21 protein-coding genes are annotated in these 24,033 nt (G+C 69.9%); 11 read left to right on the top strand and 10 right to left on the bottom strand.

Features of this window, described 5'->3' with window-relative positions:
* Positions 1-43 precede the first annotated feature (43 nt).
* Positions 44-2,263, bottom strand: a complete 2,220-nt coding sequence (pcrA, locus tag AB0B64_RS23545) for a DNA helicase PcrA (RefSeq protein ID WP_357949479.1) — start codon at positions 2,261-2,263, stop codon at positions 44-46.
* 276 nt (positions 2,264-2,539) lie between these two features.
* Between pcrA and AB0B64_RS23540 the strand changes: the two genes are divergently transcribed.
* The gene (locus AB0B64_RS23540) at positions 2,540-3,259 is read left to right on the top strand and encodes a PIG-L deacetylase family protein (protein ID WP_358179601.1); all 720 of its coding nucleotides are present in this window, start codon (positions 2,540-2,542) and stop codon (positions 3,257-3,259) included.
* A gap of 42 nt (positions 3,260-3,301) precedes the next feature.
* Here the strand turns inward: AB0B64_RS23540 and AB0B64_RS23535 are convergent, their stop codons facing one another.
* The 6 genes from AB0B64_RS23535 to AB0B64_RS23510 all read right to left on the bottom strand — a co-directional run bounded on the left by AB0B64_RS23535 (position 3,302) and on the right by AB0B64_RS23510 (position 8,469).
* Positions 3,302-3,997 carry a CPBP family intramembrane glutamic endopeptidase gene (locus AB0B64_RS23535; RefSeq protein WP_358179599.1) on the bottom strand — a complete coding sequence of 232 codons (696 nt, stop codon included), beginning with the start codon at positions 3,995-3,997 and terminating at the stop codon, positions 3,302-3,304.
* 53 nt (positions 3,998-4,050) lie between these two features.
* Positions 4,051-4,308: a WhiB family transcriptional regulator gene (locus tag AB0B64_RS23530; protein ID WP_357948505.1), complete on the bottom strand. Its 258-nt coding sequence runs from the start codon at positions 4,306-4,308 to the stop codon at positions 4,051-4,053.
* Between the two features lie 108 nt (positions 4,309-4,416).
* A complete protein-coding gene (locus tag AB0B64_RS23525; RefSeq protein ID WP_357948503.1) occupies positions 4,417-5,061 on the bottom strand; it encodes a neutral zinc metallopeptidase in 645 nt (214 codons plus the stop codon).
* Entirely contained in the window at positions 5,058-6,458 is a 1,401-nt protein-coding gene (locus AB0B64_RS23520) for a glutamate--cysteine ligase (protein ID WP_357948500.1), read from the bottom strand. The genes AB0B64_RS23525 and AB0B64_RS23520 overlap by 4 nt, the downstream gene beginning before the upstream one ends.
* 173 nt (positions 6,459-6,631) lie before the next feature.
* A complete protein-coding gene (locus AB0B64_RS23515; protein WP_225293703.1) occupies positions 6,632-7,264 on the bottom strand; it encodes a response regulator transcription factor in 633 nt (210 codons plus the stop codon).
* Positions 7,261-8,469, bottom strand: coding sequence for a PspC domain-containing protein (locus AB0B64_RS23510; protein ID WP_357948497.1), 1,209 nt, complete (start codon positions 8,467-8,469; stop codon positions 7,261-7,263). The genes AB0B64_RS23515 and AB0B64_RS23510 overlap by 4 nt, the downstream gene beginning before the upstream one ends.
* A 113-nt stretch (positions 8,470-8,582) precedes the next feature.
* Between AB0B64_RS23510 and AB0B64_RS23505 the strand changes: the two genes are divergently transcribed.
* The 8 genes from AB0B64_RS23505 (at position 8,583) to AB0B64_RS23470 (ending at position 18,819) form a co-directional block, all read left to right on the top strand.
* Positions 8,583-10,274 carry a PspC domain-containing protein gene (locus AB0B64_RS23505; RefSeq protein WP_358179597.1) on the top strand — a complete coding sequence of 564 codons (1,692 nt, stop codon included), beginning with the start codon at positions 8,583-8,585 and terminating at the stop codon, positions 10,272-10,274.
* On the top strand, positions 10,264-10,467 hold the full coding sequence (locus tag AB0B64_RS23500; RefSeq protein WP_357948491.1) for a hypothetical protein: 204 nt from the start codon (positions 10,264-10,266) through the stop codon (positions 10,465-10,467). Before AB0B64_RS23505 ends, AB0B64_RS23500 begins: the two co-directional genes overlap by 11 nt.
* Before the next feature lie 70 nt (positions 10,468-10,537).
* Positions 10,538-11,020, top strand: a complete 483-nt coding sequence (locus AB0B64_RS23495; protein WP_358179595.1) for a (2Fe-2S)-binding protein — start codon at positions 10,538-10,540, stop codon at positions 11,018-11,020.
* Positions 11,017-13,332 carry a xanthine dehydrogenase family protein molybdopterin-binding subunit gene (locus AB0B64_RS23490; protein WP_358179593.1) on the top strand — a complete coding sequence of 772 codons (2,316 nt, stop codon included), beginning with the start codon at positions 11,017-11,019 and terminating at the stop codon, positions 13,330-13,332. Before AB0B64_RS23495 ends, AB0B64_RS23490 begins: the two co-directional genes overlap by 4 nt.
* Positions 13,329-14,183 (top strand): xanthine dehydrogenase family protein subunit M, encoded by an 855-nt coding sequence (locus tag AB0B64_RS23485; RefSeq protein WP_357949477.1) that lies wholly within the window; start codon positions 13,329-13,331, stop codon positions 14,181-14,183. Before AB0B64_RS23490 ends, AB0B64_RS23485 begins: the two co-directional genes overlap by 4 nt.
* 75 nt (positions 14,184-14,258) lie before the next feature.
* Positions 14,259-14,996, top strand: coding sequence for an SRPBCC family protein (locus AB0B64_RS23480; protein ID WP_357948483.1), 738 nt, complete (start codon positions 14,259-14,261; stop codon positions 14,994-14,996).
* A 125-nt stretch (positions 14,997-15,121) separates the two neighbouring features.
* Complete coding sequence (locus AB0B64_RS23475; protein WP_358179591.1) at positions 15,122-17,758, top strand: CDP-glycerol glycerophosphotransferase family protein; 2,637 nt, start codon at positions 15,122-15,124, stop codon at positions 17,756-17,758.
* The gene (locus AB0B64_RS23470; protein ID WP_358179589.1) at positions 17,755-18,819 is read left to right on the top strand and encodes a glycosyltransferase; all 1,065 of its coding nucleotides are present in this window, start codon (positions 17,755-17,757) and stop codon (positions 18,817-18,819) included. The genes AB0B64_RS23475 and AB0B64_RS23470 overlap by 4 nt, the downstream gene beginning before the upstream one ends.
* A gap of 43 nt (positions 18,820-18,862) precedes the next feature.
* Here the strand turns inward: AB0B64_RS23470 and AB0B64_RS23465 are convergent, their stop codons facing one another.
* Genes AB0B64_RS23465 through AB0B64_RS23455 form a run of 3 tightly spaced genes read right to left on the bottom strand, consistent with a single transcriptional unit; the run spans position 18,863 to position 22,242 of the window.
* The gene (locus tag AB0B64_RS23465) at positions 18,863-19,912 is read right to left on the bottom strand and encodes a sulfotransferase (RefSeq protein ID WP_357948475.1); all 1,050 of its coding nucleotides are present in this window, start codon (positions 19,910-19,912) and stop codon (positions 18,863-18,865) included.
* A gap of 16 nt (positions 19,913-19,928) precedes the next feature.
* Positions 19,929-20,753: a CDP-alcohol phosphatidyltransferase family protein gene (locus AB0B64_RS23460; protein ID WP_358179587.1), complete on the bottom strand. Its 825-nt coding sequence runs from the start codon at positions 20,751-20,753 to the stop codon at positions 19,929-19,931.
* A gap of 49 nt (positions 20,754-20,802) precedes the next feature.
* On the bottom strand, positions 20,803-22,242 hold the full coding sequence (locus AB0B64_RS23455; RefSeq protein ID WP_358179585.1) for a glycosyltransferase family 2 protein: 1,440 nt from the start codon (positions 22,240-22,242) through the stop codon (positions 20,803-20,805).
* Between the two features lie 159 nt (positions 22,243-22,401).
* Between AB0B64_RS23455 and pseH the strand changes: the two genes are divergently transcribed.
* Entirely contained in the window at positions 22,402-22,920 is a 519-nt protein-coding gene (gene pseH, locus AB0B64_RS23450) for a UDP-4-amino-4,6-dideoxy-N-acetyl-beta-L-altrosamine N-acetyltransferase (protein ID WP_357948466.1), read from the top strand.
* On the top strand, positions 22,917-23,960 hold the full coding sequence (pseI, locus tag AB0B64_RS23445) for a pseudaminic acid synthase (protein ID WP_357948463.1): 1,044 nt from the start codon (positions 22,917-22,919) through the stop codon (positions 23,958-23,960). Before pseH ends, pseI begins: the two co-directional genes overlap by 4 nt.
* Positions 23,961-24,033: the final 73 nt, after the last annotated feature.

Below are 24,033 nucleotides of genomic sequence, written 5' to 3'. Positions count from 1 at the left end.
GCGGCCGGTCAGATCCTGATGCGGCCGGTCAGACCTTTTGGGGTCAGAGCTTTTCCAGCGGAGCGTAGGCGAGGAGCAGCGTCTTCTCGCCCCCGCTCCCGAAGTCGATCTTGACCTTGGTCTTCTCCGCCACCCCGTCCACGGACACGACGGTGCCCAGCCCGAACGCGTCGTGCGTCACCCGATCGCCCGGTGCCAGCGTGGGCACCGTGCGGGCGCCCTTCTTCGGCGTCGCCGCCTGCGCGGGCTCGCGCCGGGTCGCCGCGCTCCAGGCCGACTTCTCCGGCGGGGTACGCCAGTCGAGCAGCTGCACCGGCACCTCGTTGACGAACCGCGAGGCCGGGTTGAACGACGGCGAGCCCCATGAGCTGCGTACGGCGGCCCGCGTGATGTAGAGGCGCTTCTGGGCCCTGGTGATCCCCACGTAGGCCAGCCGGCGCTCCTCCTCCAGCTCCTTCGGCTCGCCCAGCGAGCGGATGTGCGGGAAGACGCCGTCCTCCATCGCCGTCAGGAAGACGACCGGGAACTCCAGCCCCTTGGCGGTGTGCAGGGTCATCAGCGTGACCACGCCCTGCCCGCCGTCGGCTTCAGGGATCTGGTCGGCATCGGCCACCAGCGACACCTGCTCCAGGAACTCCACCAGCGTGCCCTCGGGATTGGCCTCCTCGAACTCCGAGGCCACCGAGATGAGCTCGTTGAGGTTTTCCAGCCGGGACTCGTCCTGCGGATCCTCCGAAGCCTCCAGCTCGGCGCGGTAACCGGTGGCGACCAGGACCTCCTCCGCGAGCGCCGACGGCGGCATGCCCTCGGCCTTGCCGATCATCCCCTCGATCATCGCGACGAACTCGCGCACCGCGTTGAGCGAGCGCGTCGCCATGCCGTACGCCTCGTCGGCCCTGCGCAGCGCGTCCCAGAAGGAGATGCGCTCGCGCGAGGAGAGCGCTTCGAGCATCGCCTCGGCCCGGTCGCCGATGCCGCGCTTGGGCACGTTGAGGATGCGCCGCATGGACACCACGTCGGCGGGGTTGGCCAGCACGCGCAGGTAGGCCAGCAGGTCCTTGACCTCCTTGCGCTCGTAGAAGCGCACGCCCCCGACCACCTTGTAGGGCAGGCCGGTGCGGATGAAGATCTCCTCGAACACCCGGGAGGCCGCGTTGGTGCGGTAGAAGACCGCGACGTCGCCGGCCTTGACGCCCTCCTCGTCGCTGAGCCGATCGACCTCCTGGGCCACGAACATGGCCTCGTCGTGCTCGTTGTCGGCCACGTAACCGACGATCTTGGGACCGTCGCCCTGGTCGGACCAGAGGTTCTTGGGCTTGCGCGACTCGTTGCGGGCGATGACGGCGTTGGCGGCGGCCAGGATGTTCTGGGTGGAGCGGTAGTTCTGCTCCAGCAGGATGGTGCGCGCGTCGGGGTAGTCGCGCTCGAACTCCAGGATGTTGCGGATCGTCGCGCCGCGGAAGGCGTAGATCGACTGGTCGGCGTCGCCGACCACGCACAGCTCCGACTGGTCGGCACCAGAACGGACCAGCTCGCCGTCGGCCGTGCGTAGGTCGGGGCGGCCCACCAGCTCCCTGATCAGGATGTATTGGGCGTGGTTGGTGTCCTGGTATTCGTCGACGAGCACGTGCCTGAACCGCATCCGGTAGTGCTCGGCCACCTCCGGGAAGAGCTGGAACAGCGTCACCGTGTTCATGATGATGTCGTCGAAGTCCATCGCGCCGGCCTCGGTGAGCTTGCGCTGGTAGCTCTTGTAGGCCTCGGCGAGCACCTTCTCCAGGTGGGAGCCCGCCTTGTCGAGCGCGGTCTCGTAGTCGACCAGCTCGTTCTTGAAGTTGCTCACCTGGGCCGAGAACGACCGCGGCGGGTAGCGCTTGGGGTCGAGGTCCATCTCCCTGCACACCATCGCCATCAGCCGCTGCGAGTCGGCCTGGTCGTAGATGGAGAAACTGGAGGGGAACCCGAGCCGCTTGGCCTCGCGGCGCAGGATGCGCATGCAGGCGCTGTGGAACGTCATCACCCACATCGCCTTCGACCTGGGCCCGACGAGCCGGTCGATGCGCTCCTTCATCTCGCGCGCGGCCTTGTTGGTGAAGGTGATGGCCAGGATCTCGCCCGGATGCACCTGCCGCTCACCGAGCAGGTAGGCGATGCGATGGGTGAGCACCCGCGTCTTTCCTGATCCCGCCCCCGCCACGATCAGCAGCGGACCGCCGTGATGGATCACGGCCTCCCGCTGTTGCGGGTTGAGGCCATCGAGCAAGGGGTGGTCAACAGAGACTTGGGTCGGCACGCACCCAGGTTAAGACTCTCCACCGACAAACGGCGCCTCGACGCCTGGAATCCCACCCCCAAAAACCGACAATCCACTCCGAACCCCTGGAACCACGAACCCACCCATCAGCCCCCGCCCTCCGAAACCCCCTTCCCACCGGCCGCCTGGAACCCCGGCCCCAAACCCGTGGCGACGGATCCAGCAGCCTGGAATGTCGGCCGTGAACCGCTGGTTGTCGTCAAAGAACGATCCGAAAGGGAGAAGATGCTCGCCGACAACGAGATCAACCGGGTACTCGTCGTGACCGCCCACCCCGACGACGCCGACTTCGGCGCCGCGGGCACGGTCGCCCTCTTCGGTGATCGGGGGGTCGAGGTCACCTACCTGCTGGTCACGGACGGCGACGCGGGCGGCAACGAACGTACGCTCGACAACACCGGCATGGCCGAACTGCGCAGAGCCGAGCAGACGGCCGCCGCCAAGGCGGTGGGCGTCACGGACGTCCGCTTCCTCGGCCACGCGGACGGCACGGTGGTGCCGTCGCTGGCGCTGCGCAAGGACATCGCCAGGGTCATCCGCCAGGTACGTCCCGACCTGGTGATCACCCATCACCCCGACCGCAACTACCAGTTCATCGCCCCGAGCCACCCCGACCACCGCGCGGTGGGCGGCTCCACCCTCGACGCCGTCTACCCCGACGCCCGCAACCCGTACGCCTTCCCCGAGTTGGTCAAGGACGAGGGCCTGGACGCCTGGACGGTCCGCGAGGTCTGGCTCATGGGCGGCTCCACCCCCAACCATTGGACGGACATCACGGAGGCGATCGACCGCAAGCTGGCGGCACTGCAGTCGCACGTCAGCCAGGTGGGACACGTCGAGGGCTTCGCCGACTTCGTGAAGAGCCGCTTCGCCGCATGGGCCGAACAGGCCGGCTTCGGCGAAGGCCACTACGCGGAGGGCTTCCAAACCGTCACAACCGCCTGACCCACCCTCTGGAGCGTCCCTCTGAGGCAGGTCGGGGTCTTCTCATTTGGTGGGCGCGGGGTGCTTTCCGGCGATTCGGGCGAAGAGGTAGCCGAGGGAGTTGGTCGCCAGGTGCAGCATGGTCGGGGCCGTCAAGCCGCCTTGGCGGCGTAGTTCGCAGAACAGGACGCCCGCGGCGGCCGTCGACACCACACTGCCCGCCACCACGCGGGCCGTGTCCAGACGGCCAGGGGTCTCACCGGCCGCCAGGGCGCCGAGTGCCGGGTTGGCGCGGGACATGTCGATGGCCGGGAGGATGTGCCACAGCCCGAACAGGGCTGATGACGCCGCCGTCGCCGCGACGGTCCCGTGGGTACGGCGAAGCGTGCCGTACAGGGCGCCGCGGAACCCCGTCTCCTCCAGCAGGACCGTGCCCAGAGGGACCTGAACCAGCGCCTCCTCCAGGACACGTGCGCGCGACAGCGACAGGGCGCGGTCGTCCTGGAACAGCGGCCGGGTGCGTGGCATCGCGACCCCGGCCGTGTAGACGGCGGCGACACCCGCCGCCAGAGCGCCGCCGATCGCCGCGCCCCTTGGCCCGTGCTCGAACCCGAGCTCCTGCCATGACACCCCGGACCGTCGCGCCATCGCCACCAGGGCGGCCGTCGCGGCGACGGAGGTCAGGGGGGCGAGGCGGGGCGCCACCCGGTTGTTGAGGACGTTGGCCGCGGCCAGCACGGCGATCGAGCGAAGCAGCACTCCCGCAGACTACGTCGCCCTCGTCCACCACGGACTGGCCGCACCGCTCGACGCTAACTGGCGGCTGGGCTGCGCCAGCCGGAGGGGAAGCGGGAGCGTCGGCGCTCCTCCGGGGTCAGGCCGCCCCAGATGCCGTCCGATTCCCCTGCCGTCAGCGCGTAGGAGCGGCACTCGGTCAGGACCTGGCAGGTGGCGCAGACCGCCTTGGCGCGCGCCTCCTGGGTGGCGGAGGGCGCGAGCGGGAAGAACAGCTCAGGATCACTGGATCTGCAGGCACCCCCGCGCAGCCAGCCGATCTCTCCCAATGGCATGGGGCAACGGTATGCCGACCTCATGATCGGCCGCATCATCCTTTGGGTTGACACGCGAGTACATCCCCAGCAGGCCCTCGCCCCACCCGCCACGAACCCGACAAAAGATCAGCAGGCGCCCACTCCGCCGTTGAGGCCGTTGGCGAAGGACTGCTGGCGTTGCTGGGCCGTGCCGTGGGCACTGGGGTTGAGCCAGTCGTCCGTGGGGTCGCCCGCCGCCTCCAGGTTCAGGATCAGCTCGTTCTCGTCCCCCGGCTCCGCCCGCAGCGCGCCCGAGCTGACGAGCGACGACAGCGTGCCGCCCGCGTAGCAGTCGGCCTGCAGCTCCGCCTGTACGTTCAGGTCGAAGCCGGACCGCAGCTGGGCCTGCACCGAATGCCCGAACTCGTGGGGGATGATCAGGTAGACCGAGCCGTCCCCCATCTCGCTCCAGAGCGACTCCATCCAGTCCTGGTCATAGGCAATGAAATGCCCGTCAGGGCAGTAGAAGGCATTGTTCGGGACGGCGGGCTGGCCGCCGCAGTTGGGCCCAGATTTCCCGGAATAGGGTACGAAGTCGGTAATAGGGCGGTAAGTACGGCCGAGGGCGCTGAACTGCTGCTTCCAGAACGCCTCCGTCAGCTCGCGCGCCGTCCGTACGTCACCCTCGAACGTGTCGGCCCCTGACGCGTCCATGGAAGCGGGCCGGGACAGCCCGCACGCGGCCAGGAGTAACACCAGGACGAGGGCCAGGGCTCTTCTCAAAGGCGTCACACGTCCCAAGTGTGCACCGGCTCGTTGCCGTGCATCCGCTCTATGTACTCAAGCGTCATCGCCCGCAGCGCCTCGTGCCGGTCGCCGCCGTGCGCCTGTACCCGTTCCACCTGCCAGGTCGCTCCGGTACGACCCGACAGACACCGGCCCTCGATGACCCCGAGCAGCCGGTCGGCCACGCGCCGGTCCACGCCCCACTTGTCGAGCCCCTCGTGGGCCAGCGGGAGCAGGCGGCGCAGGATCAGCTCGCCCGCGGGCACCTCTCCCAGCCCCGGCCAGTAGAGACGCGCGTCCAGGCCGTGCCGGGCCGCGCTGTTCAGGTTGTCCTCGGCGGCGGCGAACGACATCTGGCTCCAGATCGGCCGCTCGGCATGCGGGAGTACGGCCATCAGCCCGTAGTAGAAGGCCGCGTTGGCCACGATGTCGACCACGGACGGCCCGGCGGGCAGCACCCGGTTCTCCACCCGTAGGTGCGGGGCGCCGCCGGCGACCGCGTACACCGGCCGGTTCCACCGGTAGATCGTGCCGTTGTGCAGGGTCATCTCGTGCAGTTCCGGGATGCGGCCCTGCTCCAGCACGGCTCGCGGGTCCTCCTCCTCGCAGAGCGGCAGCAGCGCCGGGTAGTACGAGACGTTCTCCTCGAACAGGTCGAACACGCTGGTGATCCACCGCTCGCCGAACCAGACGCGCGGCCGTACGCCCTGAGCCTTCAGCTCGGCGGGACGGGTGTCCGTGGCCTGCTCGAACAGCGTGATCCTGGTCTCGCGGTGCAACTCCTTGCCGAACAGGTACGGCGAGTTGGCGGCGACGGCCACCTGCGCCCCGGCTATGGCCTGGGCGGCGTTCCAGTGCGCGGCGAACTGCTCCGGGCTGACCTGCAGGTGGAGCTGCACGCTGGTGCAGGCGGCCTCGGGCGCGACGCTGTCGGCGTGGGTGTCGAGGCGTTCTATGGCCTCGATCGACAGGTGCAGGTCCTCACCACGGGCGGCGAAGATCTGCTCGTTGAGCAGCCGGTAGCGCGGGTTGGCCGACAGCGTGCCCTCCCCGATGTCCTGCTCGCGCAGCGTGGGCAGGATGCCGATCAGGACCAGGTGGCCGCCCTCGGACTGGGCGCGCTCCTCGGCGTGGTTGAGCCGGGCCCTGACGTCGTTCTCCAGCCTGAGCAACCCGTCGGCGCCCAGTTCCTGAGGCTCGATGTTGATCTCGATGTTGAACTGGCCCAGCTCGGTGGCCCAGTCGGGCTGCGCGATCGCGGCGAGCACCTCGGCGTTGCGCATGGCCGCCTCGCCCGCGGCGTCCACGATGTTGAGCTCGATCTCCAGCCCGGCGAGGGGCCGGTCGACCTCGAAGCGAGCCTCGCGGAGCATCTGGGCGAAGACGTCCAGGCATCGTCGCACTTTTTCCCGATATTTCCGACGATCGTCCCGACTGAACACGACGACCGGCACGTCCCTGCCCATTCTGGAAATGTCGCATGCCAGAGCCAACTAAGCCAGCATGTCCGCCCGCCAAAACCGACACACGCCGCCTTTGGCCCAGAAAACCGCTAGATCAGATGCTCGCCCAAAAGCTAGACCAGACGTCGGGCCGTGGCCCAGCGGGACAGTTCGTGCCGGTTCGACAGCTGGAGCTTGCGCAGCACCGACGACACGTGCGTCTCGACCGTCTTGACCGAGATGAACAGTTCCTTGGCGATCTCCTTGTAGGCATAGCCTCGGGCGATCAGCCGCAGCACCTCGCGCTCGCGCTGCGTCAGCGAGTCGAGCTCGGGGTCGATCGACGGCGCCTCCGACGAGGCGAACGCGTCGAGCACGAACCCGGCCAGCCGCGGCGAGAAGACCGCGTCGCCGTCGGCCACCCGGCGGATGGCGTCGGTCAGCTCGGTGCCGCTGATGTTCTTGGTCACGTAGCCGCGGGCGCCGCCGCGGATCACGCCGATCACGTCCTCGGCCGCGTCGGACACCGACAGAGCCAGGAAGCGTACCTGCGACCCGGCGCCGAGCACCCTGCGCAGGACCTCCTGCCCGCCGCCGCCGGGCATGTGCACGTCGAGCAGGACCACGTCGGGAGCGAGCTCGGCGATCGCCTTGACCGCCGTCTCGACGTCCTCGGCCTCCCCGACGACCTGGATCGAGTCGCCCAGCTCGGCCCGTACGCCGGAACGGAACAGCCGGTGATCGTCGACGATCAGCACCCTGGTCATTGCCTCTCCACCTTCATCGTCAACATCACTTCCGTGCCCTCACCGGGCTCGGTGCGCACCCTGGCGGCGCCGCCGTGACGCTCCATTCTCCCGATGATGGACTCCCTGATCCCCATTCTGTCGAGAGGCACCGCGTTGAGGTCGAATCCCTTGCCACGATCCTTCACGAAAATCGTGACTTCTTCGCCCTCTACCTCGGCATAGACGGAAATGGAGGGACTGCCAGAGTACTTGGCGGCGTTGACCATCGACTGCCTCGACGCCTTCAGCATGGCGCCAAGCTTGCCGGCCGAGTCGAGCTCGATGTCGCCCACGCAGACGACCTCGATCGGTACGCCGTGCGCGTCCTCCTCTTCCGCGGCGATCCTGCGTACGGCCGCGGCGAGCGTCGCGTCGGCGTCCTGGGCGGGCTGGTAGAGCCAGTTGCGCAGGTCGCGCTCCTGCGCGCGGGCCAGCCTGGTGACCTCGCGCGGGTCGTGCGCGACGCGCTGGATCAGCGTGAGCGTGTGCAGGACCGAGTCGTGCACCATCGCCGCGACCTCGGCCCGCTCCTCCGACCGGATGCGCTCGCGCCGCTCCAGCTGGAGTTCCTTCCACAGGCCCGCGAGCCAGGGCGCGGCGATGACCGCCAGCCCGCCGACCACCACCACGGTGAACAGCAGGCCGGGCTTGGCCTTGGACAGCTCCCCCTGAGCGGCCAGGAAGCCCGCCGCGCCGATGACGACGAGCGCGATGCCGAGCAGCGTGCGGACCCGGTTCTTCCTGATGCTGTTCGTCGCCCCGCTCACCCAGTTGCGGCGGCGTTCGGGATCGGCCTGCTGCCACAGGATGAGCGCGCCGATGCCGCCCACGGCGAACGGCAGGATGGCGATGCCCCCCTTGGAGGCGCCGGTCAGCCAGCCGAACGCGAACAGCGCCACGCCGATCGCGCTGAACGCCGCGAGCTGGCTCCAGTCGCGCTGCGGCGGCTGCCCTTCGTACGGCACGCGAGGCGTGATCATCCAGAGCACGGCGTACGCCACCCCGCCGACCCCGCCGACCACGCTGAGCAGTACGAACATCAGCCTGATCACCACGGGATCGAGCTTCAGCTGAGCCGCGAGCCCTTGTGCCACGCCACCGAGCAGCCGGCCCTCCATGGGGCGCATCATCCGGCGGTAGGGCGCGTCGCCACCGGCTTGGGCAAGAGTCTTCTGGTCAGCCATAACATCGCCATCGTCACATGAAGGCCGCGTTAGGGACATCAGGGAACAACCCCCGGGTCGGGTCAGGGGTCTCCCGGATGCAGACGGCGGGCCGGTGGGGCCACGATAGTGGCATGACAGAAGCACCACCGAAGGAACCGGCCGCTCCGCCGACCGCGCTGCGACGCAGCAGCGAGGGGCGCTTCCTCATGGGAGTCTGCGCCGGGCTCGGACGCTACACGGGGATCGACCCGGTGGTGTTCCGCGTGGCCTTCGCGGTGCTGCTCTTCGGCTCCGGGATGGGGCTGTTCCTGTACATCGCGGCGTTCCTGCTGATGAAGGAGCCGAACGGACGGCCCGGATACATCGAGCAGTGGACCGGGCGCGACTTCGACGCCGCCACCGTGATGGCGCTGCTGACGGCGGTGCTCGCCGCCGGGCTCGGCCTCAACCTGGCCACGGTCTGGCTCGACTCGGGCACGCTGGTGGTCGGCATGCTGCTGGCCATCGGGCTGCTCGCGGCGCACACCAACGGCGTGGACCTGCTCGGCCTGGTCCGGTCGATGCCCGAGCGGCTCACCCGCCGCGCCCAGCCGGGCGAGCCCGAGCCGTACCTGAACGACTTCACATATTCGCCCATCTCCGGCCAAACCGCGCCTACGACTGGCTACGCGCGGCCCCGCCCGGCCGCCGCGCCGTACACACGCGAACCGGTGACGGAGACGGACCGGGCGGCAGAGACGCCGACGGAGAAGGTGGCCGCGTCGCCCGCCGGATCGGAGCCGCCGACCGCCCCGACGCGCGTCAACCCCGTCCCCGCCGACGTGCCGATCGACGACCGGGCCGCCGACGAGCCGACGCGAGCGCCGATCGACAAGCCGGTCGAGCCGACGCGAGCGTCGACGGACAGGCCGGCCGATGAGCCGGCCGCCGTTCGCGCCGAGCCGTACGAGAGGGCAGAGCCGTACGGGAGCGCGGAGCCGCACCGGAGGCCCGCCCCCGAGACGCCGCCTCAGCCGCCTCGGCCGCCCCAGCCGCCCGCGCCGCCGCGCTTCCGTGCCGAGCCGATGACCGCCCTCAGCTACGGCGAGCCGTTCGCGCCGAACGGCCCCTTCCAGCCGCTCGACCCGCGCAAACGAGCCGGCGGCTACTCGCCGTACGACCCCGCCCTGTACGGCAGGCCGACGCCCCCGCCCCGCCAGAAGCAGAAGCGGCCCAGATCGTTCATCGGCGCCATGACCATGTTGCTGGCAATCATCATTGGAGGGATCGTCGTGGCGGTCCAAGCCAGGTCCGCCTCGGGGGTCAGTCCCACCCTGGTCGGCGGCGCCGTACTCGTCACCATCGGCGCCGGGCTGCTCATCGCCGCCTGGTGGGGCCGAGGCGCGGGCCTGGTCGCGGCCGGCACCATGGTCGCCCTGCTGATCGGTCTCGGTCTGATGGTCGGCGACCTGCCGCGGAATGTCGGCGACTTCGTCTGGCGGCCGACCACCGTGGCGGAGACGAACCGGATCTACGACGTGGGCGTCGGGGACGGCCGGCTCGACCTGTCCGAGCTCAAGCTCACGCCGGGCGCGAGCCTGACGGTCAACGCCAAGGTCTCGATCGGCGAGCTGATGGTGATCGTGCCACCGACGGCGCGGGTCGAGGTGCACGCCACCAACAAGGTCGGCGACATCAAGGTGGACCAGTCGCTCAGAGGCGGCGTAGACGTCAAATTCGACAAGGTGCTGGAGCCCGACACGCGCCCGAAGGGCGCCGTCCCGACGATCGTGCTGAACCTGCGGGGCGGCATCGGCGACATGGAGGTGCGGCGTGGCGCGTGAGGTCGACAAGCCGCGCCGCGTGCACCGGACGGACTGGATGGCACTGCTGAGCGGCATGCTTTTCGTGGTGCTGGGCATCCTGATCCTGACCCATAAGATCACGGACCCCCTGGTCCTGGTGTCTTTGGTCATCATCGGGCTGGGCTTCGCGGGGTTCGTCGCCGTAATCGCGCGGGTGATCCGCGGCAAGTAACCCTTGACCGGGAAAAACACCGGCGTACGTTGGCCTTGTCCGCCTTTCCCGCGCTCCTCTGGGAGGACGTATGCCTCGGACAGCCATCACCGTCGACGGAGTCAAGTACGAGGAGGAAGTCGAGCCGCGGCTCCTTCTCGTCCACCTGCTACGAGATCGTCTGGGCAAGACCGGCACCCCGGTCGGCTGCGACACCAGCAACTGCGGCACCTGCACCGTCATGCTCGACGGCAAGAGTGTGAAGAGTTGCTCGGTGCTCGCCGTGCAGGCCGACGGCTGCGACGTCGTCACCATCGAGGGCCTGGGCGCCAACGGGTCGATGCACCCGATGCAGCAGGCCTTCCACGAGGAACACGCCCTGCAGTGCGGCTACTGCACCCCCGGCATGATCATGGCCGCGATCGACCTGCTCAGGGACAATCCGGACCCGTCGGAGGACGCCATCAGGGAGGGCCTGGAAGGCAACCTCTGCCGGTGCACCGGCTACTGCAACATCGTCCGCGCGGTACGCCGGGGCGCGCAGGAGATGGGCCAGGCGGTGAAGACACCATGACCGAGGTCGGCAAGGCGAGGAAGCGCAAGGAGGACAGGCGGCTGCTGACCGGGCGTACCCAGTGGACCGACAACCTGCGGCAGCCGGGGATGCTGCATGTCATGTTCCTGCGCAGCCCGATGGCGCACGCGCGGATCACCGGGGTCGACGTCTCGGCGGCACGCGAACTGCCGGGTGTCGTGGCAGCGTTCAGCGGCCAGGACTTCGCCGCCGAGCAGGGCAGCCTGCCGTGCGCCTGGCCGGTGAGCGAGGACATCGTGATCCCCGACCACCCGCCGATGGCCGTGTCGGAGGTGCGTTACGTGGGCGAGGCCGTCGCCTGCGTGGTCGCCACCGACCACTACCTGGCCGCGGACGCGCTGGAGGCGATCGAGGTCGACTACGAGCCGCTGCCGCCCGTACTCGACATGAACGAGGCGCTCACCCCTGACAGCCCCAAGGTGCACGAGGCGGGCAACCAGGCGTTCACCGCGAAGATCACCTCGGGTGACATCGAGGCGGCCTTCAGGGACGCGCCGGTGGTCATCGACCGGACCTATATCCAGCAGCGGCTGATCCCGAGCGCGATGGAGCCGCGGGCGGTGCTCGCGACCACCGACGGCGACTCCTTCACGCTCTGGTCGGCCACGCAGATCCCGCACGTCCTGCGCGTCATGCTGGCCGTGGTGACCGGCATCCCGGAGCACAAGATCCGGGTGATCGCGCCCGACGTGGGCGGCGGGTTCGGCTCCAAGCTCCAGGTCACCGCCGAAGAGGTGCTGTGCCTGCTGCTAACCAAGCGGCTGGGCAAGCCGGTCAAGTGGACGGAGTCCCGCTCCGAGGGCAACCTGACCGTGCACCACGGCCGCGACCAGATCCAGCACCTCAGGCTGGCGGCCGAGGCCGACGGGCGGATCCGCGGGCTGCAAGTCGAACTGCTGGCCGACATGGGCGCCTACCTGATGCTGGTCACGCCCGGCGTGCCGCTGCTCGGCGCGTCGATGTTCAACGCCATCTACAAGATGGACGCCTACGAGTTCGGCTGTACGGGCGTCTTCACCACGAAGATGCCGACCGACGCCTATCGGGGGGCGGGCCGGCCCGAGGCGACGTACGGCATCGAGCGGATCATGGACGAGCTGGCCGCCGAGCTGCGCCTGGACCCGCTGGAGGTACGACGGCGCAACTGGATCAAGCACGAGGAGTTCCCGTACACCACCATCTCCGGGCTGACCTACGACTCGGGCAACTACGAGGCGGCGACGGACAAGGCGATGGCGCTGTTCGGCTACGACAAGCTGCGCGCCGAACAGGCCGACCGGCGGGATCGGGGCGACCCGGTCCAGCTCGGGATCGGGGTGAGCACGTTCACCGAGATGTGCGGGCTGGCCCCGTCCCGGATGCTCGGCGCGGCCAACTACGGCGCGGGCGGCTGGGAGCACGGCTCGGTACGCATGCTGCCCACCGGCAAGGTCGAGGTCATCACCGGCACCTCCCCGCACGGCCAGGGACACGTGACGGCGTGGAGCCAGATCACGGCCGACGCGCTCGGCGTGCCGTTCGAGGACATCACGGTGCTCCACGGCGACACGGCGATCGCGCCCCGGGGCATGGACACCTACGGCTCACGCTCGCTGACCGTCGGCGGCATCGCCGTGCTCAAGGCGTGTGACAAGGTCAAGGACAAGGCCAGGAAGCTCGCCTCGCACCTGCTCGAGTGCTCGCCCGACGACCTGGAGTTCGCCGAGGGCGTGTTCAAGGTGAAGGGCACCGACTCCCAGAAGACCATCCAGGAGCTGGCCTACGCCGCGTTCACCGCCCACGACCTGCCCGAGGGTGTCGAGGCCCGGCTCGACTCCGACGCCACCTTCGACCCGGAGAACTACTCCTTCCCGCACGGCACCCACCTGTGCGCGGTGGATGTGGACACCGAGACCGGCATGGCGAAGATCCGCTCGTACGTGGCGGTCGACGACGTGGGCACAGTGGTCAACCCGATGATCGTCGAGGGCCAGATCCACGGCGGCATCGCGCAGGGCGTCGCGCAGGCGCTGTACGAGGAGGCCGTCTACGACTCGGAGGGCAATCTGCTCACCACCACGATGGCCGACTACCTGCTGCCGACGGCGATGGACCTGCCGGACTTCGTCACCGACCGGACCGAGACCCCGGCCACCAGCAATCCGCTGGGTGCCAAGGGCGTCGGCGAGGCCGGCACGATCGCCTCGACCCCGGCGGTCGTCAACGCCATCGTCGACGCGCTGCGACCACGCGGCATCCACGACATCCAGATGCCATGTACACCCGAGCGGATCTGGAGGGCGCTGCGATGATCCCGGCCCAGTTCGACTACGTCCGCGTCGGCTCGCTCGGCGAGGCCGTCCAGGAGCTCTCCGCCGACGAGGACGCCAAGGTCCTCGCCGGTGGCCAGTCGCTCCTCCCGCTGCTCCGGCTCCGGCTGGCCTACCCGTCGAAGCTGGTCGACGTGGGCCGCCTGCCCGAGCTGACGGGCGTGCACGACCGTGGCGACCACGTCTTCATCGGCGCGATGGCCACGCACGACGAGGTGATGCGCTCCGGCGTGGTCAACGCCGACTGCCCGCTCGTGGCGCAGGCCACCGCGACGGTCGCCGATCCCGCCGTACGCCACCGCGGCACGTTCGGCGGCTCTCTGGCGCACTGCGACCCGGCGGGTGACCTGCCCGCGGTGGTCCTGGCGCTGGAGGGCGTCTTCGTGGCCAGGTCGCCCGAGGGCGAGCGGGAGATCCCCGCCGCCGAGTTCTTCGTCGACTACCTGGAGTCGGCGCTGCGGCCGGGAGAGGTCCTGGTCGGGGTGCGGCTGCCGAAGCTCGGCGCCGGCTGGGGCTATCACTACGAGAAGTTCCACCGGACCGCGCAGTCGTGGGCCATCGTCGGGGTGGCCGCGGCGGTCAAGCGTTCCAACGGAGCGATCGAGGAGGCGCGGATCGGCCTGACCAACATGGGCCCGACGCCCGTACGAGCCCACGCGGTCGAGACCGCCCTGCGGGGCAGGCAGCTGAGCGATGACCTACGGCAGGCGTGCGAGGAGGCGGCGGCCGACACCTCTCCGCCCTCCGACCTGCATGCCCAGCCCGACTATCGCCGGCACCTGGCCAGGGTGCTGACCCATCGCGCGATTCTGCACGCCGCCGGGTCTCCCTGATCGGTTCGAGGGGGCGCCCTTTCGGGGCGCCCCTTCTCAGTCGTAATGTCGCAATCAGCGGAGAGGAGCGGATCCATGGCGATGCGGTTCGAGCATGAGTTCAGCGTTCCGGTGCCGGTCGAGCAGGCGTGGGCCGTACTGCTGGACGTCGAACGGGTCGCGCCATGCCTGCCCGGGGCCTCGCTCGACCTCTTCGAGGGCGACGAGTTCACCGGCCGGATGAAGGTCAAGGTCGGCCCGATCACCGTGACCTACCGTGGCGTGGCCAGGTTCGAGAACGTGGACAAGGACGCCCATACGCTCACCATCGAGGCGTCGGGCAAGGAAGCGCGCGGCGCGGGGACGGCCTCGGCGACCGTCAAGGCCACGCTGACGCCGGACGACGGGTCCACCACGGTCCGGGTGGAGACGTCGTTCAACGTGACCGGCCGGCCCGCCCAGTTCGGGCGCGGGGTCATGGCCGAGGTCGGCGCGAAGCTCATCGACAAGTTCGCCGCCAACCTCGCGCAGTTGCTGACCGAGCCGGCTCACGAGACGCAGTTGGTGACCGAGCCCGCCCACGAGGCGCCCGCCGTGCCCGTAGCGGTACCCGCGGAGCCCCTGGAGGGCGAGCCGCGGCTGAGCGTGGTGCCCGGCCCCGAGGAGGACGTCCGGCCCGCCGGGACGCTGCGTACGTCGCGCACGCCCGACGAGGAGGCGCTCGACCTCCTGGAGATCGCTGGGACGCCGCTGCTGAAGCGCTTGGCGCCCGTCGCCGGGGCGATCGCGGGGCTGCTGTTCATCGGCTGGCTGATCAGACGTCTCATGCGCTGATATCGGCCGGCTGATCAGTCGCGCTGATATCAGCAAAGACACCATCAAGTCCGGACACTTCACCCGAAGCCGGGGCAGTTCATCCCCACATGTCTTATTTCGGGGGACATTCGGGGGAGATGAGCATGCCGGACTGCACTGTTGTCGTGATCACCTACAACGACGCGGCCCGCCTGCCCAGGGCCGTGCGATCCGTACTCGGCCAGTCGCTACGCGACCTCGAAGTGATCATCGCCGACGACGCGAGCACCGACGACACCCCCCGGGTGGCGAGCGAGCTGGCGCGGTCCGATCCCCGCGTCCGCTACCTGCGCCGGCAGGTCAACAGCGGAGGCTGCGGCGCGCCGCGCAACGACGGTCTCGACGCGACGACCGCGCCGTACGTGATGTTCCTCGACAGCGACGACGAGCTGCCCAGGCACGCCTGCAAGAGCCTGCTCGGCGAGATCGAGCGGACCGGCGCCGACTTCGTGGCCGGGCAGATCTCCCGGCTGCACGAGCGGAACGGCCGGCTGACGCCCTACTACCCGTCGCTGTTCGCCAGGCGGCGGGTCGTGGCGGGCATCGGCGCGGAGCCCGAGCTGTTCCTCGACTGCTTCAGCACCAACAAGCTCTACGACGTGCGCTTCCTGCGCGAGAACGGGCTGCGCTTCCCGGAGGACATCCACTACGAGGACCACGTCTTCGCGGCCGGCCTGTACGCCGTGTCGCGCCGCTTCGCGGTCGTGCCCTGGGTGGTCTACCACTGGCACCGCGCGCCCGACGACCGCTCCATCTCGCTCAACATCAAGGAGATGGACAACGTACGGCATCGCGTGGCGGCGGCCCGGATGAGCGACGACGTGCTGCGCGCCCACGACGCCGCCGACCTGGTGCCCGACCGGCAGTACCGCTTCCTCAGGCAGGACCTGCGCGTCTACCTCAACCCGCTGCCCAGGCGCGGCCGGGTGTGGGCCAAGGAGTTCGCCGCCGTCGTGCGGCCGTACCTGGAGGAGATCCCGCTTGAGGTGTTCGAGCGGATCGAGCCGATGGTCCGGGTCTGCTGTCATCTCATCCTCGACGACCGGGTCGACGACCTGCTGGTGGCCGCCCGGTCACTGCCCGACCCGTGCGCCGCCCCACGGGCCGCCGTACGCCATGAGGGGCGGACGTACTGGGGCACGGCGGTCACGCCCGGCATGGACATCACCCGGCTGCGCATGGCCGAGCTGCCCTATACCGCGGCCCGGCTGCGGCACGAGGTGACCGAGATCGCCGGGGACGGCGAGCGGATCCGGATGAGCGTGCACACCTACGACCCTTTCGGGGTGCTGCCGGTCGACTGGACGGCCTTCCTCCAGCTCGGCGGCCAACGCGTCCCCATCGATCCGGTCCCGTCCGGTGACGGCGGCTACGTGAGTGAGATCACCTTCACGCCCATGGCCTCATGCGAGCCGCGCATCGGGTTCACCAGGAACTGCGACGGCCGCACCACGACGGACCGGCTGATGGCCCCGCCCGACATGGAGCCGATCGCGCTGCAGCTGGCGCGTACGGTCACGGCCGAGGGCAACGCCGCCTACTTGCGCGTACGCGTCCCATCGGTCAGGTCACGGCTCCACCGGATCAAGCGCCGGTTGCTGCGGCGGTTCAGCACACCGGCGATGAAGCTGCGCTTCTACAAGACGGTGATCCGCCTGCTCCCGCCCCGCCCTGACCTGGCCCTGTTCGAGGCCGACGTCGGCAAGGGCTACACCGGCAGCCCGCGCGCCATCTACGAGGAACTGCGGCGGCGCGGCCTGCCGATCCGCGTCTTCTGGTCGGTGGCCAGGTGCCGGGCGAACTTCCCCGCCGACGCCCGGCTCGTCCGCCGCGGCGGCTGGCGGTACGTATGGCTGCTGGCCCGCGCGGGCATCTGGGTCGACAGCCACGGCTTCCCGCTCAACTACCCGAAACCACCCGGTACCCGCTATCTCCAGACCTGGCATGGCCAGGGCATCAAGTCGGTCGGCTTCGACGCGCCCGACCTGCGCGCCGACTTCGACCGCCCGCGCACCGAGTGGCGCGCCGCCGTCGCCCGCTGGGACGCGCTCGTCTCGCCGAGCGCCGAGTTCTCGCGGATCTTCCTGCCCTCCAACGGCTACACGGGCCAGGTCCTCAGGTACGGCACGCCGCGCTGCGACGCGCTGGTGCGCCAGGAGAGCAGGCACGACGTCCTGCAACGGCTGGAGATACCGCCCGGCAGGAAGATCCTGCTGTACGCGCCCACCTATCGCGACGGGGCCAAGAACAGCGGCCGATCGGTCCGGGCGGACCTGGAGCTGATGGCCGAGGAACTGGCCGGCGAGTGGGTGCTGATCCTGCGGACGCACCCGGTGGAACGCTTCAGGACCCCGCAGCACGTCAGGCACTTCGTCCGGCCCGCCGGGTCGTACCCGGAGATCAACGACCTGATGCTGGCCTCGCACGCGCTCCTCACGGACTACTCGTCGGTGATGTGCGACTACGCGCTGACCGGCAAGCCCATGGTGTTCCTGATCGACGACTGGGACGAGTACCGGCTGACCGAGCGGGGCGTCTACCACGACCTGCCGGCGATAGCCCCCGGGCCGTGCGTCACGACGACCGAGGAGGTGGTCGAGGCGCTGCGGGAGCTGCCGGCCGTACACGCGGCCCATGCCGAGCGGTACGCGGCCTTCCGCGAGCTGTGGTGCGCCGACGAGCGGGGGGACGCCGCCGCGCGCGTCGTGGACGCCTTCTTCGGGCATCGGGCGGCGTCGTGACCGTGGTGTTCGCCTGCATGGACGCCGACACGCTGGGGGGCATCCAGCAGGTGACGCACACCCTGGCGCAGGGGCTGGCCGAACGCGGCTACGACGTGCACGTGGTCGGGCTGCACCGGGCGGCCTCGCCGTTCCGCTACGTCGAGGAGCCCAACTACCGGCGCCACGTGATCAGCCCGGAACCCCTGGGACCGCAGAGCCCGCGGGCACGCAGGCGGGCCGACGAACGGCTGGCCGCCCTGTTCGACCCGATGCGGACGGGTTTCGCGGTGCTGACCTCGCCGGGGGTGGTGACGCGGCTGACGTCCGTCCTGCCCGGCTCGCTCCATCGGGTCGGGCAGTATCACGGCTCGTACGAGCACGCCCGCGGCTGCTGGCACCTCGGCTCGATCAGACAGCACTACCCCAAGCTCGACCAGGCGGTCTTCCTCAGCGAGGACGACGCCTGGCGCTTCTCCGAGGACGCGCTGCTGCCCAACACCTGGGCCCTGCCCAACCCGCTGGCGCGCTGGCCGGAGGAGGTGTCCGGGCTGGAGACGCCCCGGGTGCTGGGAGTGGGGCGGATGGAGGGGGTCAAGCGGTTCGACCGGCTCATCAGCGCGTTCGCCAGGGCCGGCGCGCCGGCGCCGTGGGAGCTGCACCTGATCGGCGACGGTAGCGAGCTGGAGCGGCTGCGCGCGCACGCCGTGCGTGAGGGGGTCGGGGAGCGGGTGGTGTTCAGGGGCCGCGTCCCCGCCGCCCGGATGACGGGCGAATACCTGGAGGCGGCGATCGTGGGGCTGACCAGCGAGCACGAGGGGCTGCCCATCGTGCTGCTGGAGTCGGCGGCGCATGGGGTGCCCGCGGTGGCGTTCGACGTGTCGGGCGGGGTGCGGTCGGCGGCGCCGGTGCTCGTCCCGGCCGGGGACGTCGGCGCGTTCGGCGCGGCGCTGGCCCGGCTGATGGGCTCGGCGTGGGAGCGGCGGCGCCTGGGCGCCGCCGCTCGGGCACGGGCCGCCGCCTTCCGGCTCGACCACGTGCTGGACCGCTGGGAATCCCTGTTCGTCCACCTGACCAGGTGACGGCCAGGTTCATCACCGCGCTCTGTTACCGCGCGCGCTGTTGTTACCGCGCGCGCTGGGCCAGCTCGGGCGACTCGTTACGCGGCTGCGGAATCCCGGCGAGCAGCTGCTGCTTCGAGGTGAGCAGCGCGGCGACCGGGCTCGGCTCGCGCAGCCGGTTGATGCGGTCGCGCACCATCTTGCGCATCCGGTTGGCGCGCCGCTTCTGCATCGTCTTGTGGCAGGTGACCAGGTGCTCTTTGGACGCTGCCGGCGCGCCGGACAGCTCGTAGCCGTTGGCCTCCAGCCGGTCGCCGAGCACCTGCTCGCACAGCGAGATCTCCCAGTCCTCCAGCCGCTTGGCCCAGCTGCCCACCCTGGCGCGGGTGACCTCGCCGTGCGTGTTGCTGTGCCAGACCTTGTGCGCGGGGACTGCCACGGTGGCCGCCTCGCGCGGAGAGACCGTGCTCGGGTCGAAGTCCTCGTCGAGGAAGTGACAGAGCTTCTTCATCTCGGTCGCCGGGTCGTCGGTCAGGTCCTCGTACCGCAGCTCGTAGTAGGTGTCCTCGGGCAGCATCCGCCGCAGCCTGTTGCCCGCGTCGATGGCCTCGGCCCAGGTGGAGATCGCGTGGAAGGAGTCCAGCGTGTACCAGGGCATCTCCTTCAGTGACGAGACGCAGTCGCGGCCGTCCCTGATCAGGTGGATGAACTGGGCGTCGGGGAAGAGCCTGAGCAGGATGTCGACCTGCTTGACGTAGCTCGGCCGCTTGTCTCCCCAGCGGGCCTTGTCGAAGCGGTCGGCGTACATGCGGAAGGTGGTGCCGAGCACCGAGCCGAGCGTCCCGGGCCCGTCCACGACCTGCTGGACGAAGTCCTCCCTGTCGATCTTGAGCTCGCGGAACTTGGTGCTGCGGTCGCCCGCGATCCACTCCGCGAGCGCGCGGCGGCGCTCCTCGACGCGCAGGTCGCCGAACGAGCGGCGCCGGTGGTAGACGGGCACCAGGAACCTGGTCTCCGGCGGCACCGCGATCCGCGGGTGCGAGTGGAGCATGAGCTGCAGCATCGTGGTGCCGGAGCGCGGACAGCCGACGACGAAGATGGGCCGGTCTGACATGAAAACCCCCGAAAACTTAGACGAGAACGTGCTCTCGGCTCCTCGTGGAGGGCACGCTGTGCTTGCGCGTGAAGAGCCACATCCGGTGGACGAGCCAAACCTCGTTGACCAGCAACGAGACGCTGGCGACCGCGGAAACCGGGATCAGCGCCACGGTGCCCACGAGCGGCGCGACCACGAACACCGCGGCGTGGAACTCGATGCCGCTGATCAGGTGGGCACGGATACGGCGGCGGACCATCGCCTTGTTGATCCGCCGCATGAGGCGACGTGACCGGCTCATCGGCGGCCTCTGGCGCGGGATCCGCACCTCGGGCTCGTCCTCTTCCTCCGCCCGGGCCTCCCCGTCGGCCTCCCGCTCCGCCTTGACCGTCTCGCGGACCCGCTTCATCTGCGGCGCGTTGACGTACCTGAACAGGTCGACCACCGCCACCGCCGCGCCCATGACGATGTAGCGGACGTCGCCGGTGATCGCGTACTGGCCGTAAGCGAGGCCGGTGGCGCAGCACACCACCCTGATCCGGTCGCCGACGTAATCGAGCCACAGGCCGAAGGGCGTCCCCGAGCCCTTGAGCCGCGCTATCTTGCCGTCAAGGCAGTCCACCATGAAGCTCAGATAGAACATGGCCGCCCCCGCGGCCAGCAGGTCCATCGCGAGACATACGGCGGACACCATGCCGAGGACCAGCGAGACCACCGTGAGCTGGTTGGGCGTCAACCGCGTGTGGTTGGCCACCAGCAGAGCGGCCCGGCAGGCGGCCGGGTCCACGAAGTACACGGTCCACCAGGAGTCTCTCCGCTTGCGTGTCGCGTAGACGTCATCCAGCGAATAGGTCCTCATGGCTCCCAAGCATGGCGACGCACCGTCGTGATCCAATTACTCTCTGGAACTACTGGGCGATGTCCATGCCGGTTCTTGACCATCCTGGCACCGACAGCCGCCAGACCTTCTGCGCCTCGGCATCGCGAAAGCACGTCTTGAGCACCAGGCCGCACAGTTCCACGCGGGCGTGCAGCCGCCAGCTCGGGCCGCCCTCTTCGAGCCGTGCCGGGTCGATCTCCACCGAGACGCCCTGCCCGCCCGTACGCCGTACCTCCAGCGGGACCCGGCGCTCGCCGTCGGTCAGCCACATGCCGATCCGGTTCGGCTCCCGCGCCACCCGGTGGAGGACCACCTCGCCGCGTACCTCGAAGTGGCTCCCCGTCCAGCCGCACTCATGGACCGTGGCCAGCAGCTTGACCTCGTCGCTCGCCTCGAAGACGGCGTCGGGGATCTGGAGGGTCCGGTCGCGGAAGTAGGGGTAGTCGCCGTACCAGCCGATCTCGTGCGGCACGATGGGGGTGCCGTCGACCGAGTCGCGCCTGAACCTGCGCACCACCCGCAGCTCCTCGACCAGGCCGCGGCTCAGCAGGTGGAGTTCGAGCCGGCGCAGCGACGCCACCTCGCCGAGAGCGACGGGGCTCAGCCCGGCCAGCCACTCCTGCGAGAGTTCGAGCAGCGGCCCGACCTCGTCGTCCTCGGCGTACTCCAGCGCCTGGAACAGGAACAGGAGGTCCTTCTCCAGCACCACGCCGTCGAAGGCGTCGGCCAGCTCGGACTCCTGCTCACTGAGGAAGGCCCGGACCGCGCGGATGGCGGCCAGCCGTTCGGCCAGGTTCGGCAGCTCCATCCGCCGCTGGGTGATCGAGCTCTCCCCCTCCTCGCGCTTACGCCAGTGGTAGACGATGTCGGGCAGCACGTCGACGCCCTTCGCCAGTACGTGCGCCCGCATGCTGAGCGGCACATCCTCATAGATCCCCGCCGGGAACTCCAGCTCGTGCGCGCGCCAGAAGTCCTGCCGGTAGACCTTGTTCCAGACCGTGCGGTCCCTGATCAGGGACCGGCGCTCCCGGATGTGCGCGCCCCGCGCGGGGCGCCTGAACGCCTTCTCGTGCATGGACGACACGGCCAGCTCGCCCTCCCTCAGGCGCAACACCCCGCCGCACGCGAAGTCCGAGCCGCTCTCCCGCAACGACTCGACCAGCAGCTCGTACGCCTTGGGCGGCACGACGTCGTCGCTGTCCGCGAAGGCCAGATAGGTGCCGCGGGCCCGCCGGATCCCCGCGTTGCGCGCCGGACCTGGGCCCTGGTTCGGCTGGTCGAACAGGACGAAGCGCGGATCACGGGCCACGAACTCACGGGCCACCCGCGCGCTTCCGTCCAACGAGCCGTCGTCCACGAGGATGACCTCGATGTCCTCCAGCGTCTGAGCCGCCAGAGATTCCAGACATTCGCCGATATACGGCTCCACGTTGTAGATCGGGACGACGACGCTGAGCATGGGCGTCATACCGAGAAGCTCCCTTGGGGTCGGGGTAGTAGGGGTCGAGGGCAGCATGCCCTGGCCATCACTCCGGCACGACGTTCGATGCCGCACTCTGATCAGCTCTTTGCCGGATGGATCCGCTACGTTGTGCAATGGATCGAGCGCGCTGAGTAGGGGGAAGCCGTGCTGAGACCCGTACACGACCATGAGCTGCCCGCCATCCGCCGATGGCGCAACCACCCGAGGGTGCGGGCGGCGAGCTTCACCACCCACGTCATCGCCGAGGAGGAGCACGCCCGGTGGTGGGCCGGGGTGAAGGACGATCCGGCCAGGCGGGTGCTGATCTACGTTCACGACGGGACCGCCGCGGGGGTGGTGACGTTCTCCGAGCTCGACCCCGCCGCGCGGAGCGGCGAGTGGGGGTTCTACCTCGATCTGGCCGGGTTGGAGCCGTCGGGCGCGCTGCTGCCGGCCTGGATCGGGCTGGAGCGGGCCGCCATCGACCACGCTTTCGGGCCGCTGGGGCTGACCACGCTGCGTGGCGAGGTGCTCGCCCGCAACGAGGCGGCCAGGGGGCTGCACCGGCGCTTCGGGTTCGCCGAGGTCGCCGTCCACCGGCGCGACATCGACGGCGTCCGCCGCGACGTCGTCACCGTGCAACTCATCAGGAAGGACGACTCTTTGAGGAAGGACCACGCATGATCTCCATCGCCGGGCGGGCGATCGGGGCGGGACAGCCCCCCTTCGTCATCGCCGAGATGTCGGGCAACCACAACGGCCGCCTCGAACAGGCTCTGGCCATCGTCGACGCGGTGGCCGACAGCGGCGCGCACGCCCTGAAGCTGCAGACCTACCGCCCCGACACGATCACCGTCGACGCCGACGGCCCCGCCTTCCGCCTGGGTGACGACCATGAGCTGTGGGGCGGCGAGCGGCTCTACCGGCTCTTCGAGCGGGCGCACACGCCGTGGGAGTGGCACGAGCCGATCTTCGCCAGGGCTCGCGGGCGGGGGCTCATCCCGTTCTCCTCGCCCTTCGACCCCACGGCCATCGATCTGCTGGAGAATCTCGGCGCCCCTGCCTACAAGATCGCCTCTTCGGAGATCGTGGACCTCCCCCTGATCAGGCTCGCCGCCGCCACCGGGAAGCCGCTGATCATCTCCACCGGCATGGCGTCGATCGGCGAGATCCACGCCGCCGCCGAGGCCGCCCGCGAGGCGGGCTGCACGCAGCTCGCCATGCTGGCCTGCACCGCCTCCTACCCCGCCGCACCCGCCGAGAGCAACCTGCGCTCGCTGCCGCTGCTCGCCGGGCTCACCGGCGCGGTCGTCGGCATCTCCGACCACACGCCCGGCATCGGCGCCGCGCTCGCGGCGGTCGCGCTCGGGGCGTGCCTGATCGAGAAGCACGTCACGGTGGACCGGGGTGACGGGGGGGTCGACTCGGCGTTCTCGCTGGAGCCCGCCGAGCTCGCGGCGCTCGTGGTGGAGAGCGAGCGGGCCTGGCAGTCGCTGGGCAGCGCGGTCATCGGGCCGCGGGCCTCCGAGCGGGAGGGGCTGCGGTTCCGGCGGTCGCTGTATGTCGTACGGGATGTGCGGGCGGGCGAGCCGGTGACAGAGCAGAACGTCCGCTCCATCCGGCCGGCCGGGGGGCTGCCGCCGGCGGCGGCGGCGCAGGTGATGGGCCGCCGCTTCGCCAGGGACGCCACGCTCGGCACCCCGCTGACCTGGGACCTGGTCTGACGCGCCCTGGTTTCACCGGTTTTGACGGGCGCCCGGTTCACTGGTCCGACGGGCGCCCGGTTCACTGGTCCGA

The organism is Nonomuraea sp. NPDC049129, assembly GCF_040648495.1.
Lineage (GTDB): Bacteria > Actinomycetota > Actinomycetes > Streptosporangiales > Streptosporangiaceae > Nonomuraea.
This window is presented reverse-complemented; position numbering and strand designations above follow the sequence as displayed.

What these genes read in the sequence shown, in the direction of transcription:
- AB0B64_RS23460 (WP_358179587.1), bottom strand. Translation starts at nt 20,753, where the DNA reads ATGAGGACCTATTCGCTGGATGACGTCTACGCGACACGCAAGCGGAGA.
- AB0B64_RS23455 (WP_358179585.1), bottom strand. Translation starts at nt 22,242, where the DNA reads ATGACGCCCATGCTCAGCGTCGTCGTCCCGATCTACAACGTGGAGCCG.
- AB0B64_RS23505 (WP_358179597.1), top strand. Translation starts at nt 8,583, where the DNA reads ATGACAGAAGCACCACCGAAGGAACCGGCCGCTCCGCCGACCGCGCTG.
- AB0B64_RS23475 (WP_358179591.1), top strand. Translation starts at nt 15,122, where the DNA reads ATGCCGGACTGCACTGTTGTCGTGATCACCTACAACGACGCGGCCCGC.
- pseI (WP_357948463.1), top strand. Translation starts at nt 22,917, where the DNA reads ATGATCTCCATCGCCGGGCGGGCGATCGGGGCGGGACAGCCCCCCTTC.
- AB0B64_RS23485 (WP_357949477.1), top strand. Translation starts at nt 13,329, where the DNA reads ATGATCCCGGCCCAGTTCGACTACGTCCGCGTCGGCTCGCTCGGCGAG.
- AB0B64_RS23465 (WP_357948475.1), bottom strand. Translation starts at nt 19,912, where the DNA reads ATGTCAGACCGGCCCATCTTCGTCGTCGGCTGTCCGCGCTCCGGCACC.
- AB0B64_RS23480 (WP_357948483.1), top strand. Translation starts at nt 14,259, where the DNA reads ATGGCGATGCGGTTCGAGCATGAGTTCAGCGTTCCGGTGCCGGTCGAG.
- AB0B64_RS23510 (WP_357948497.1), bottom strand. Translation starts at nt 8,469, where the DNA reads ATGGCTGACCAGAAGACTCTTGCCCAAGCCGGTGGCGACGCGCCCTAC.
- AB0B64_RS23490 (WP_358179593.1), top strand. Translation starts at nt 11,017, where the DNA reads ATGACCGAGGTCGGCAAGGCGAGGAAGCGCAAGGAGGACAGGCGGCTG.
- AB0B64_RS23540 (WP_358179601.1), top strand. Translation starts at nt 2,540, where the DNA reads ATGCTCGCCGACAACGAGATCAACCGGGTACTCGTCGTGACCGCCCAC.
- AB0B64_RS23530 (WP_357948505.1), bottom strand. Translation starts at nt 4,308, where the DNA reads ATGCCATTGGGAGAGATCGGCTGGCTGCGCGGGGGTGCCTGCAGATCC.
- AB0B64_RS23495 (WP_358179595.1), top strand. Translation starts at nt 10,538, where the DNA reads ATGCCTCGGACAGCCATCACCGTCGACGGAGTCAAGTACGAGGAGGAA.
- AB0B64_RS23515 (WP_225293703.1), bottom strand. Translation starts at nt 7,264, where the DNA reads ATGACCAGGGTGCTGATCGTCGACGATCACCGGCTGTTCCGTTCCGGC.